The sequence below is a fragment of the Mycobacterium paraense genome (assembly GCF_002101815.1).
In the GTDB taxonomy this organism is placed as follows: Bacteria; Actinomycetota; Actinomycetes; order Mycobacteriales; family Mycobacteriaceae; genus Mycobacterium; species Mycobacterium paraense.
The window spans coordinates 39,273-52,185 of the sequence record NZ_LQPM01000005.1; the positions used below are offsets into that span (position 1 = coordinate 39,273).

A 12,913-nucleotide genomic window follows, 5' to 3' on the forward strand; every position below is an offset into this window, starting at 1 on the left:
GGCATGATATCCCTATGCACGCAATCGAAATCAGCGAAACCGGCGGCCCCGAAGTCCTGCGCTATGTCGACGTCCCCGACCCCAAGCCCGGTCCCGGCGAGGTCCTGATCAAGGCCGAGGCGATCGGCGTCAACTACATCGACACGTATTTCCGCTCCGGGCAGTACCCGCGGGAGCTGCCGTTCATCCTCGGCCAGGAGACGTCCGGCACCGTCGTCGCCACGGGCGACGGGGTCGACGGTTTCCAGGCGGGCGATCGGGTGGGCACCGCGGCCGCGTCCGGTGGCTACGCCGAATTCGCCACTGCGCCCGCATCTTTGACCGCCAAAGTGCCCGATCACGTCACCGCCGACGTGGCGGCCTCGGTGATGTTGAAGGGCCTGACCGCCCACTACCTGCTGAAGTCGGTGTATCCGGTGCGGGACGGCGAAACCGTGCTGGTGCATGCCGGCGCCGGCGGCGTCGGGCTGATCCTGACGCAGTGGGCCAAGAGCCTCGGCGTCCGGGTGATCACGACGGTGTCCACGCCGGAGAAGGAGCGGATGTCCCGGCAGGCCGGCGCCGACGAGGTGCTCCCCTACCCCGACGACGCCGCCGAATTCGGCGGGCGGATCCGCGAGTTGACCGACGGCGCCGGGGTGGCGGCGGTGTACGACGGCGTGGGCAAGACGACGTTCGACGCCAGCCTGGCCAGCCTGGCCGTGCGCGGCACCCTGGCGCTGTTCGGGGCGGCCAGCGGTCCCGTTCCGCCGTTCGACCCACAGCGCCTCAACGCGGCCGGGTCGGTGTTTTTGACCCGGCCGTCGCTGGCGCACTTCATCCGCACCGGCGACGAATTCCATTGGCGCGCGGGCGAACTGTTCGAGGCGATCGCCGGCGGGGCCATCACCATCGAGGTCGGCGGACGCTACCCGCTGGCCGAAGCGGCGCGCGCGCACCAAGATCTGCAGGGCCGCAAGACCACCGGCTCGATCGTGCTGCTGCCGTAGCGGTTTTCGGCACGCCTTTCACAGGGGCCCCGAAATCGGAAGGGGTCGACGTTGTGCCCGCCTCATAGCGACAACCAGGCCACCCAAACGAGTTGTCGTCCCCCGCAAGCGGGAGGTGCCCCCAATGAGGCGGGCACAACGGGTGCCGCCGCGAGGGGGGACGGGTGTGGCGGCTGTGACCGGTGCTAGAGCAGCGTCGGCAGCGCGACGACGGAGTCGAGCGCCAGCGCGCAGAACACCACGGCCAGGTAGTTGTTCGACTGCAGGAACAGTCGCAACGGCTTGACCGGCTCGCCGGCGCGCACGCCCGCGTAGAGCTGGTGGGCCATGGCCAGGAACCACACCCCGGCCAGCAACGCGACCGCGGCGTACAGCCAGCCGGTGGCCAGCGCCAGCGCCAGCGTCGTGAGCACGGTCAGCCAGGTGTAGATCAGGATCTGCTTGGTGACCTGACGCTCGGTGGCCACGGCGGGCAGCATCGGGACGCCGGCCGCCTTGTAGTCGTCCTTGTAGCGCATGGCCAGCGCCCAGGTGTGCGGCGGTGTCCAGAAGAAGATGATCGCGAACATCACCAGCGCCGGCCAGCCGATGGTGCCGGTGACGGCCGACCAGCCGATCATCACCGGCATGCAGCCGGCGGCCCCGCCCCACACCACGTTCTGCGACGTGCGGCGCTTGAGGAACAGCGTGTAGACGAACACGTAGAACGCGACGGTCGCCATGGCCAGCAGCCCGGACAGCAGGTTCGTCGTCCGCCAGAGCCAGAAGAACGACGCCGCGGTGAGCACCAGCCCGAATACCAGTGCGTTACGGGGCGGCACGGCGGCGCGCGCCAGCGGCCTGCGCGCCGTGCGCTTCATCACCTTGTCGATGTCGGCGTCGGCCACGCAGTTCAGCGTGTTGGCCCCGCCGGCGGCCAGCATCCCGCCGATCAGCGTGTTGAGGATCAGCAGCGGGTTCACGCTGCCGCGGTGGGCGAGCAGCATCGCGGGGATCGCGGTGACGAGCAGCAGTTCGATGACCCGCGGCTTGGTGAGCGCCAGGTACGCCAGGACCGTGCCGGGTACCCGGCTCGGTGCCTCTCGACTCGGCGCGACGCGCCCGCGAACGCTCACGCAATAACTCCTCGGGGTCGCAGCAGCGCGCAGCATCTACTACGCACGATGGTAGACCGAGTGGGGGCGGCGGCCAGCCCTCAGGGTCCCTTCGGGTGAATTTTCCCCGCTTTGCCGGACTGATTGCGGGGCTTGAGCCGTCGGCAAGTAATTTTCACAGCGGCCGGCCTTGGGTACCCGAAACTCTGCACTGCAAGAGCCGGCACTCCCGCATTAGGGTGAGCAATATCAGCTTGATGACCCAAGGACAGAGGCTGTGACCACACTCGAAGAGATCTCCACGCTGACCGAACCGCACCTGCCCGACGACTGGACCGAGATCGATTCGGCGGCGGTCGACACAATCCGGGTGCTCGCCGCCGACGCGGTCCAAAAAGTCGGCAACGGCCACCCCGGAACGGCGATGAGCCTGGCTCCGCTGGCCTACACGCTGTTTCAGCGCACGATGCGCCACGACCCCAGCGACACCTACTGGCTGGGTCGCGACCGGTTCGTGCTGTCGGCCGGTCACAGCAGCCTGACGCTGTACATCCAGCTCTATCTGGGCGGATTCGGCCTGGAGCTCTCGGACATCGAATCGCTGCGCACCTGGGGATCCAAGACTCCCGGCCACCCGGAGTTCCGGCACACCAAGGGCGTGGAGATCACCACCGGCCCGCTCGGCCAGGGCCTCGCCTCGTCGGTCGGGATGGCGATGGCGTCGCGCTACGAGCGCGGCCTGTTCGACCCGGACGCCGAGCCGGGCACCAGCCCGTTCGACCACCACATCTACGTGATCGCCTCCGACGGGGACATCGAGGAGGGCGTGACCTCCGAGGCGTCGTCGCTGGCCGCGGTGCAGCAGCTCGGCAACCTCATCGTCTTCTACGACCACAACCAGATCTCGATCGAGGACGACACCAACATCGCGCTGTGCGAGGACACCGCCGCGCGCTACGAGGCCTACGGCTGGCACGTGCAGCGCGTCGAGGGCGGCGAGAACGTCGTCGGCATCGAGGAGGCCATCGCCAACGCCAAGGCCGTCACCGACCGGCCGTCGTTCATCGAGCTGCGCACCATCATCGGCTACCCGGCGCCCAAGCTGATGAACACCGGGAAGGCGCACGGCGCGGCCCTCGGCGACGAGGAGGTCGCGGCCGTCAAGAAGATCCTGGGATTCGATCCCGACAAGAACTTCGAGGTGCGCGACGAGGTCATCGCCCACACCCGCAAGCTGGTGGACCGGGGCAAGGAAGCGCACGAGAAGTGGCAGGCGGAGTTCGACGCGTGGGCCCAGCGCGAGCCCGAGCGCAAGGCGCTGCTGGACCGGCTCACCGCCGAGCAGCTGCCCGAGGGCTGGGACGCGGACGTTCCCGTGTGGACACCGGAAGACAAGCCGCTGGCCACCCGCGCGGCGTCGGGCAAGGTGCTCAACGCGGTGGGGCCGAAGCTGCCGGAGTTGTGGGGCGGCTCGGCCGACCTGGCGGGCAGCAACAACACCACCATGGACAACGTCAAATCGTTTGGGCCCCCGTCGATTTCGACGAAGGACTACACCGCCGACTGGTACGGTCGCACGCTGCACTTCGGCGTGCGCGAGCACGCGATGGGCGCCATCCTGTCCGGCATCGTGCTGCACGGCCCGACCCGCGCCTACGGCGGGACGTTCCTGCAGTTCTCCGACTACATGCGCCCGGCGGTGCGGCTGGCATCGCTGATGGACATCGACACCATCTACGTGTGGACGCACGACTCGATCGGGCTGGGCGAGGACGGCCCGACGCATCAGCCCATCGAGCACCTGGCGGCGCTGCGCGCCATCCCCAACCTGTCGGTGGTGCGGCCGGCCGACGCCAACGAGACCGCCTACGCGTGGCGCACGATCCTGGCCCGCGGCAACGGCAGCGGCCCGGTCGGCCTGATCCTGACCCGCCAGGGCGTGCCGGTGCTGGAAGGCACCGACTTCGAGGGCGTGGGGCGCGGCGGCTACGTCCTGGGCGACGACGGCGGTGACGAGCCCGACGTGGTGCTGATCGCCACCGGCTCCGAGGTGCAGCTCGCGGTCGAGGCACGAAACCTGTTGGCGGACAGGGACATCGTCGCCCGGGTGGTGTCGATGCCCTGCGTGGAGTGGTTCGAGTCTCAGTCCGAGGAGTACCGGGACAGCGTCCTGCCGCCGTCGGTGTCGGCTCGGGTGGCCGTCGAGGCCGGCGTCGCGCAGCCCTGGCACAAGCTGGTCGGCGACACGGGCCGGATCGTGTCGATCGAGCACTACGGCGAATCCGCCGACTACAAGACTTTGTTCCGCGAGTTCGGCTTCACCGCCGAAGCCGTCGCAGCGGCCGCGGAGCAGGTAGTCGACAACTGAGAGAGGGTGATTCACATGGCCAGTCAGAACCCAAACCTCGCGGCGCTGAGCGCCGCGGGGGTGTCCGTTTGGCTGGATGACCTGTCGCGCCAGCGGCTGCAGTCGGGCAACCTGCAGGAGCTGATCGACACCAGAAGCGTTGTCGGCGTGACGACCAACCCGTCGATCTTCCAGAAGGCGTTCGCCGAGGGCGACTCGTACAACGGTCAGATCGCCGAGCTGGCCGAGCGCGGCGCCGACGTCGACGCCACCGTGCGCACGGTCACCACCGACGACGTGCGCAACGCGTGCGACGTGCTGGCGCGCGAGTGGGAGGCCTCCGACGGGGTCGACGGCCGGGTGTCCATCGAGGTGGACCCGCGGCTGGCCGCAGAGACCGACAAGACCACCGCGCAGGCCGTCGAGCTGTGGAAGATCGTCGACCGGCCGAACCTGTTCATCAAGATCCCGGCGACCAAGGCCGGCATCCCGGCCATCACCGCCGTTCTGGCGGAAGGGATTTCGGTCAACGTCACGCTGATCTTCTCCGTCGAGCGGCACCGCCAGGTGATGGACGCCTACCTGGCCGGGCTGGAGAAGGCCCGCGAGGCCGGCCACGACCTGTCCAAGATCCACTCGGTGGCGTCGTTCTTCGTCTCCCGGGTGGACACCGAGGTCGACAAGCGGCTGGAGAAGATCGGCTCCGAGGAGGCGCTCGGGTTGCGCGGCAAGGCCGGCGTGGCCAATGCCCGGCTGGCCTACGCCGCCTACGAAGAGGTCTTCACCGGCGGTGAGCGCTTCGCGGCGCTCAAGTCCGACGGCGCCCGCGTGCAGCGCCCGCTGTGGGCCTCCACCGGCGTCAAGAACCCCGACTATCCCGACACCCTCTACGTCACCGAGCTGGTCGCGCCGAACACGGTGAACACCATGCCGGAGAAGACGATTGAGGCGGTGGCCGACCACGGCGAGGTCAAGGGCGACACGGTCTCGGGGACGGCGTCGGCCGCCCAGGAGGTGTTCGACAAGCTGTCCGCCGTCGGGGTCGACCTGACCGACGTCTTCGTCGTGCTGGAGAACGAGGGCGTCGAGAAGTTCGTGGAGTCCTGGACCGAATTGCTGGAGGAAACGCAGAAGCAGCTCGACTCCGCCGACAAATGAGCCCGCCGAGCTCGAAGGTGGGCGCCCGCGCCGGGTCGGTGCAGTGGCAAAACCCGTTGCGGGACAAGCAGGATAAGCGGCTGCCCAGGATCGCCGGCCCGTGCGGCATGGTGATCTTCGGCGTCACCGGCGACCTGGCCCGCAAGAAGGTCATGCCGGCGATCTACGACCTGGCCAACCGCGGCCTGCTGCCCCCCACGTTCTCGCTGGTGGGCTTCGCGCGCCGGGACTGGCAGACCCAGGACTTCCGCAAGGTGGTCTACCAGGCCGTCAAGGAGCATTGCCGCACGCCGTTCCGCGAGGAGAACTGGGAGCGGCTGGCCGAGGGGTTTCGTTTCGTCCCAGGGGCTTTCGACGACGACGACGCGTTCGCCCGGCTCGCCGAGACGCTGGATAAGCTCGACGCCGAGCGCGGCACCGGCGGCAATCACGCGTTCTACCTGGCGATCCCGCCGAATGCTTTCCCGGTGGTGTGCGAGCAGCTGCACAGGTCCGGTTTGGCCCGGCCGCAGGGCGACCGGTGGAGCCGGGTCGTCATCGAGAAGCCGTTCGGGCACGACCTGGACAGCGCCCGCGAGCTGAACAAAACCGTCAACGCCGTCTTTCCGGAGGAGGCGGTGTTCCGGATCGACCACTACCTGGGCAAGGAAACCGTGCGCAACATCCTGGCGCTGCGGTTCGCCAACCAGTTGTTCGATCCGATCTGGAACGCCCACTACGTCGACCACGTGCAGATCACCATGGCCGAGGACATCGGGCTGGGCGGCCGGGCCGGCTACTACGACGGCATCGGCGCCGCGCGCGACGTCATCCAGAACCACCTCATGCAGCTGCTGGCGCTGACCGCGATGGAGGAGCCGGTCAGCTTCAATCCCTCGGCGCTGCAGACGGAAAAGATCAAAGTGCTCTCGGCGACGCAGCTCGCCGAACCGCTCGACGAGACCACCAGCCGCGGCCAATACACCGGGGGCTGGCAGGGCGGCGAGAAGGTCGTCGGGCTGCTCGACGAGGAAGGCTTCTCGAAGGACTCCGCCACCGAGACGTTCGCCGCGATCACGCTCGAGGTCGACACCCGCCGCTGGGCCGGCGTGCCGTTCTACCTGCGCACCGGAAAACGGTTGGGCCGTAGGGTCACCGAGATCGCCCTGGTCTTCAAGCGCGCGCCGCACCTGCCGTTCGACGCAACGATGACCGACGAGCTGGGCGCCAACGCCATGGTGATCCGCGTGCAGCCCGACGAGGGCACCACCCTGCGGTTCGGCTCCAAGGTGCCGGGCACCGCGATGGAGGTCCGCGACGTCAACATGGACTTCTCCTACGGGTCGGCGTTCGCCGAGGAATCGCCGGAGGCCTACGAGCAGTTGATCCTCGACGTGCTGCTGGGCGAGCCTTCGCTGTTCCCGGTGAACGAGGAGGTCGAATTGGCTTGGGAGATACTCGATCCGGTGCTCGACAACTGGGCCTCGCATGGCAAGCCCGACCCGTACGAGGCGGGCACCTGGGGGCCGGACTCGGCCTTCGAGATGCTGCGCCGCACGGGCCGGGAATGGCGGCGGCCATGATCCGCGCCGGCGACGATGCAGCACGAAGTGGTGAGGAGGAGCGGCGCCAATGATCGTCGACCTGCCCGACACCACGACGACCGCCGTCAACAAGAAACTCAGCGAACTGCGCGAGAAGGTCGGCGCCGTCACGATGGGCCGGGTGCTGACGCTGATCATCGCGCCGGACAGCGAAGAGATGCTGGAGGAATCGCTGGCCGCGGCCAACGACGCCAGCCACGAACACCCCAGCCGGATCATCGTCACGATGCGCGGCGACCCGTACGCCGACCAGGCCCGCCTGGACGCGCAACTGCGCGCGGGCGGGGACACCGGCGCCAGCGAGGTGGTGATCCTGACGCTGTCCGGGCCGCTGTCGGGCCACGCCTCCAGCGTGGTCATCCCCTTCCTGCTCCCCGACATCCCGGTGGTGGCCTGGTGGCCCGACATCGCCCCGGCGGAGCCCGCGCAAGACCCGTTGGGCAAGTTGGCGATTCGGCGCATCACCGACGCCACCAACGGCATCGACCCGTTGTCGGCGATCAAGAGCCGGCTGCCCGGATACAGCCCGGGCGACACGGACCTGTGCTGGGCCCGCGTCACCTACTGGCGGGCGCTGCTGACCTCCGCCGTCGACCAGCCGCCGCACGAACCGATCGAGTCGGCGCTGGTGTCCGGCCTGCAGGCCGAGCCGGCCCTCGACATCCTGGCCGGCTGGCTGGCCAGCCGGATCGACGGCCCGGTGCGACGGGCCGTCGGCGACCTCAAGGTGGAGTTGGCGCGCAGCACCGAGACCATCGTCCTGAGCCGCCCTCAGGAGGGCCGGACCGCCACGCTGAGCCGGACCGCCAAGCCGGACGCCCTGGTCCCCTTGGCGCGCAGGGAAACCGGTGAATGCCTGGCCGAGGACCTGCGGCGGTTGGACGCCGACGAAATCTATTTGGCCGCGCTCGAAGGTATCAAGAAAGTGCAATACGTATGAGTCCCACAGTCGAGGTTTTTCCGGATGGCGACGCCCTGGTCGAGGCCGCGGGCGCGCGCCTGGTCGACACCATCGGCTCGGCCGTCGCGGCCCGGGGGCGGGCGCTGATCGTGCTGACCGGCGGCGGCAACGGCATCGGGTTGCTGAAGCACCTTCGGGGTCAACAGGTCGAGTGGTCCAAGGTGCATCTGTTCTGGGGCGACGAGCGCTACGTGCCCGAGGACGACGACGAGCGCAACGACAAGCAGGCCCGCGAAGCCCTGCTCGATCACATCGACATCCCGTCCAGCCACGTGCACGCGATGCCGGCCAGCGACGGCGAGTTCGGCGCGGACCTCGCCGCGGCCGCGCTGTCCTACGAGCAGCTGCTGGCCGCCAACGCCGAACCCGGCCAGCCGGTGCCGAATTTCGACGTCCACCTGTTGGGCATGGGGCCCGAGGGCCACATCAACTCGCTGTTCCCGGACACGCCCGCCGTGCATGAGACCACCCGCATGGTGCTGCCCGTGGAGAACTCCCCCAAGCCGCCGCCGCAGCGAATCACGTTGACGCTGCCCGCGATCCAGCGGTCGCGCGAGGTGTGGCTGATGGTGTCCGGGGCGGGCAAGGCCGAGGCGGCGGCGGCCGCCATCGGTGGCGTCGCGCCGGCCCAGGTGCCGGCGGCCGGGGCCGTCGGGCTCGAGACCACGCTCTGGCTGCTCGACGAAGAGGCGGCGTCCAAGCTTCCCCGCTGACCGGCGCGAGTCATAATGAGCGACATGGCAGACAGAACCGTGCGCGGCGGGTCCGAGCGAAGCCGGATCAAGACCCTGACCCAGGCCGCCCTGAACGCCGACAAGACCGTCGAGCAGGTCGAGGACGTCCTCGACGGCCTGAGCAGGACCATGCGGGAGCTCAACAGTTCGCTGTCCAACCTCAACGCCACGGTCGAACGCATGGAGGCCGGCCTGGACCACCTGGACGGCACGCTGGGCAGCCTCGACGACCTGGCCAAGCGGCTGATCGTCCTGGTCGAACCGGTGGAGGCCATCGTCGCCCGGATCGATGACATGGTGAAGGTGGGCGAGACGATGATGTCGCCGCTGTCGGTGACCGAGCACGCCGTGCGCGGCGTGCTGGACAGGCTGCGCAACCGCTAGCCCTACATCTTGGTCGAGCGGGCCATCACGAAGCTGTACAGGCCGTACGTGATGATCCCCGCGCCGGCCGCGACCAGCAACGCCGCCCCGTACGGCTGGGCCCCCAGGGTTTTCAGCGCGCCGTCCAGACCGGTCGCCTTCTTCGGTTCCGAGCGGCAGGCGGCGACGACGACCAGCGCCCCGGTGCCGGCGATCACCAAGCCCTTCGCGACGTAGCCGGCCGCGCCGAGGCGTCGCACCAGATCCCCCGACTTGCCCTTGAGGTCGCCGACGAAGGTGCGGCTGGCGCCCTTGTAGATGTGGTAGCCGCCGACGGCGACGATGGCCACGCCGCAGGCGATGAGCGCGGCGGTCCCGGCGGTGGTCTGCATCAGGCGGGCGCTGATGCTCGAATTCTGTTGATCCGCAGGCCGTCCGGCGCCGCGGGCGTACCCGAACGCCGAGTAGGCGAATGCCAGGTAGACGGCCGCCAGCCCGAAGGCCTTCGCCCGGTCCCACATGCTTGACGACGCGTCCTCCGATTTGCGGTCGTAGGACCGGCCGAGCGCCGTCTCGACGAGCCGCCACAGGCCCATCGTCAGCAGGGCGGCGGCGGCGACCCACAGCGCGAGCGGGCCGCCCGGCTTACCCGCCAGCGTCGCCAGGGCCCCGGTCTGATCGGCGGTGCCGCCGTCGCCGAAGGCGACACGGAAGGCGAGGTAGCCGACGAGCAGGTGCAGCAGCCCGTTGACCACGTAGCCGGCGCGGGCGAATCGTTCGAAGAGGCCGTTTTGTGCCACTTGTGCCGCGTCCATGGCACGTGGATGCCCGTCAGCCGCTGTTGCGTAACGCGCTCGCCAGCCCGTTCATCGTCAGCAGGATGCCGCGCTGCACCAATTCGTCGTCGTCGCCCGAGCGGTAGCGGCGCAGCAACTCCACCTGCAGGTGGTTCAGCGGCTCCAGGTACGGGAAGCGGTTGAACACCGAACGGGCCAGCGCCGGGTTGTCGGCGAGCAGGTCGTCGTGACCGGTGATGAGCTTGTGCATGGCGATGGTGCGCCGGTGCTCGTCGACGATCTTGTCGAACACCCTGTGCCGCAACGATTCGTCGGCCACCAGCTCCGAATAGTGGGCCGCCAGGCCCAGGTCGCTCTTGGCGAGCACCTGCGCCATGTTCGACAGCACGCTGCGGAAGAACGGCCACCGCTCGTACAACTCGTGCAGGATCTTGACCCGCTCGCCTTCGCTTTCCGGGCCGGCCGCGATCCACTGTTCGAACGCCGACCCGGTGCCGTACCAGCCCGGCAGCATCACGCGCGACTGGGTCCAGGCCAGCACCCACGGGATGGCGCGCAGGTCGGAGATGGATTCGGTGGGCTTGCGCGACGTCGGGCGGCTGCCGATGTTCAGCGACCCGATCTCGCTGACCGGGGTGGAGGCCTTGAAGTAGTCGACGAAACCCGGTGTGTCGTGGACCAATTCGGCGTAGGCCCGGTGGGCCAGGGCCGCCACCTCGTCCAGCACCGCGTAGGCGGGTTCCGCGGCGTCGCCCAGGCCCTCCACGTCCAGCAGCGTCGACTCCAGCGTCGCGGCCACCAGGCTCTCCAGGTTGCGCCGGGCCGTCTGCGGCTCGGCGTACTTGGCGGCGATCACCTCGCCCTGCTCGGTGAGGCGCAGCGAGCCGTTCACCGCCCCCGGCGGCTGGGCCAGGATCGCCTGGTAGCTGGGGCCGCCGCCGCGGCCGACCGTGCCGCCGCGACCGTGGAAGAGCCGCAACCGGACACCGGTTTTGCGCGCCACCTCGACGAGGGTCAGCTCGGCCCGGTAGACGGCCCAGTTGGCGGCCAGGTAGCCGCCGTCCTTGTTGGAGTCCGAGTAGCCCAGCATCACTTCCTGCGAGTCGCCGCGCGCGGCGACGAGCGCCCGGTAGATGGGCAGGTCCAGCATCGCCTGGAGGATCGACGCACCGTTGTGCAAATCGTCGATCGTCTCGAAAAGCGGCGAAATGCCCACGGGGCAATAGGTTTCCGACCCGGAGGCGTCCAGCAGGCCGGCCTCCTTGAGCAGGATCGCGGCCTCCAGGACGTCCGACACCGACTGGCACATCGAGATGACGTAGTTGGGCACCGCCGCCGGGCCGTAGAGCTCCACCGCGCGGGCGGCCGCCGCGACGACGCCCAGCTCGCCGCGGGCCAGGTCCGAGAGCTGGTCGGCGCGGTCGCCGACCAGCGGGCGGCGGGTGGCCAGCTCGGCGGCCAGCAGCTCGACGCGCTCGGCCTCCCCCAGCGAGCCGTAGTCCGGGTGCACGCCGGCCCAGGCCAGCAGCTCGGCGACCACCTCCTCGTGCACGTCGGAGTTCTGCCGCATGTCCAGGCCGGACAGGTGAAACCCGAAGACGTGCACGCTTTCTCGCAACCGGGCCAGCCGGTCGTCGGCCAACAGCCCGGCGCCGTGCGTGCGCAGCGAGGCGTCGATCACATCCAGGTCGGCCCGCAGTTCGTCGGGGGCGGAATACGGCTCCAATCCCAGGTCGAGCTCGTGCTGCGGCCGGCGGTCCAGGATCTGGGCGGCCGTCGCGGTGAGCCGGCCCCGGATCACCCGCAGGGCCCGCCGGTAGGGCTCGTCGGCGCGGGCCTTCTCGCCGCAGCCCTCGGCCAGCGCGGCCAACTCGGCGGTGACCGCGATCAGGCGCGCCGACATCGACAGCTCCTGCTCGAGATCGGTCAGCTCGGCCAGGTAGTGCGCCAGCGCGGTGAACGCCGCGCTGCCGGTCGCCAGCCGCACGACGTCGGCGGTCACGTTCGGGTTCCCGTCGCGGTCGCCGCCGATCCAGGAGCCCGGCTGCAGGATCGGCGCCGCGAGCAGGTCGGTGTCGGGCCAGCGGGCCCGCAACGCCCCGCGCACCTCGGCGTTGACCTGTGGGATCACCGTGAACAGCGCGGCCGGGTAGTAGCGCAGGCCGACCTCGATCTCGTCGGTGATCTGCAGCCGCGACAGCCGGATCAGCGCGGTCTGCCACAGCGTGAGGACCTGGCGGCGCAACTCGAGCTCGATGTCGCGGCCGTGATCGGTCTCGGTGTGCCCGGCGGCGTGCAGCCGCATCAACTCGGTGATCCGGTGCTGGGTGACGAACACGGTGCGCCGGCGGGTCTCGGTGGGATGCGCGGTGATCACCGGCGACACCAGGGCACCCGCCAGCGCGGCGGCCACCGTGCCCGAATCCAGCTCGGCCCGATCGAGTTTCGCGTACGTCGCGGCCAGGCTGCTGTCCTGCGGCGCCTCGCCGGCGGCGACGTGGATCTTGCGCCGGCGCTCCCGGTGGATGTCCTCGGCGACATTGGCCAGCAGCGCGAAGTGGCTGAACGCCCGGATGATCGGGATGGCCAGGTGGATGTCGATGCCGTCGAACATGCGGGACATCTCGGCCCGGTCGATCTCGGAGCGCCGCACCCGGAAGGATGCCACCCGCGCGCGCTCCACCAGCTCGAACACCTCCGCACCGTTCTGCTCCCGCACGGTGTCGCCGAGGATGGTGCCGAGCAGCCTGATGTCGGCGCGCATCGGTTCGGTCGCCTCCCGGCCGACCCGGGTGCGCTGGACGGCACCGATCGGTTCCAGCGCGGTGTCGGACGCGTCAGCCATGCGTCCCAGTATCGGTGCGCGGCGCGCCGGCCGCCCGCCGAG

10 protein-coding genes are annotated in these 12,913 nt (G+C 69.6%); 7 read left to right on the forward strand and 3 right to left on the reverse strand.

All coding sequences use genetic code 11. The features are described from left to right. The first annotated feature begins 14 nt into the window (after positions 1-14). Positions 15-989 (forward strand): quinone oxidoreductase family protein, encoded by a 975-nt coding sequence (locus AWB89_RS02935; protein ID WP_085171479.1) that lies wholly within the window; start codon positions 15-17, stop codon positions 987-989. Between the two features lie 185 nt (positions 990-1,174). On the opposite strand, the gene AWB89_RS02940 is transcribed toward AWB89_RS02935, so the two are convergent. Then, positions 1,175-2,104 (reverse strand): heme o synthase, encoded by a 930-nt coding sequence (locus AWB89_RS02940; RefSeq protein ID WP_085093965.1) that lies wholly within the window; start codon positions 2,102-2,104, stop codon positions 1,175-1,177. Between the two features lie 256 nt (positions 2,105-2,360). Here AWB89_RS02940 and tkt point away from each other — a divergent pair, with 256 nt between their 5' ends. From tkt to AWB89_RS02970, 6 genes are read left to right on the forward strand one after another with little or no spacing between them, the layout of a single operon-like run. Next, positions 2,361-4,451 (forward strand): transketolase, encoded by a 2,091-nt coding sequence (gene tkt, locus AWB89_RS02945; RefSeq protein WP_085093967.1) that lies wholly within the window; start codon positions 2,361-2,363, stop codon positions 4,449-4,451. 15 nt (positions 4,452-4,466) lie between these two features. Beyond that, positions 4,467-5,588, forward strand: coding sequence for a transaldolase (gene tal / locus AWB89_RS02950; RefSeq protein WP_085093969.1), 1,122 nt, complete (start codon positions 4,467-4,469; stop codon positions 5,586-5,588). Beyond that, positions 5,585-7,150 carry a glucose-6-phosphate dehydrogenase gene (gene zwf / locus AWB89_RS02955; protein ID WP_085171480.1) on the forward strand — a complete coding sequence of 522 codons (1,566 nt, stop codon included), beginning with the start codon at positions 5,585-5,587 and terminating at the stop codon, positions 7,148-7,150. Before tal ends, zwf begins: the two co-directional genes overlap by 4 nt. Positions 7,151-7,199: 49 nt before the next feature. Then, positions 7,200-8,111 (forward strand): glucose-6-phosphate dehydrogenase assembly protein OpcA, encoded by a 912-nt coding sequence (opcA, locus tag AWB89_RS02960; protein ID WP_085093973.1) that lies wholly within the window; start codon positions 7,200-7,202, stop codon positions 8,109-8,111. After that, positions 8,108-8,845, forward strand: a complete 738-nt coding sequence (pgl, locus tag AWB89_RS02965) for a 6-phosphogluconolactonase (protein WP_085171481.1) — start codon at positions 8,108-8,110, stop codon at positions 8,843-8,845. Before opcA ends, pgl begins: the two co-directional genes overlap by 4 nt. Before the next feature lie 15 nt (positions 8,846-8,860). After that, on the forward strand, positions 8,861-9,250 hold the full coding sequence (locus tag AWB89_RS02970) for an ATPase (RefSeq protein ID WP_085093977.1): 390 nt from the start codon (positions 8,861-8,863) through the stop codon (positions 9,248-9,250). Between the two features lie 2 nt (positions 9,251-9,252). Here AWB89_RS02970 and AWB89_RS02975 read toward each other — a convergent pair whose 3' ends face one another. Continuing rightward, entirely contained in the window at positions 9,253-10,044 is a 792-nt protein-coding gene (locus AWB89_RS02975) for a DUF1206 domain-containing protein (RefSeq protein ID WP_085171482.1), read from the reverse strand. A gap of 16 nt (positions 10,045-10,060) precedes the next feature. Next, a complete protein-coding gene (gene ppc, locus AWB89_RS02980) occupies positions 10,061-12,871 on the reverse strand; it encodes a phosphoenolpyruvate carboxylase (RefSeq protein ID WP_085171483.1) in 2,811 nt (936 codons plus the stop codon). Between the last annotated feature and the right edge of the window lie 42 nt (positions 12,872-12,913).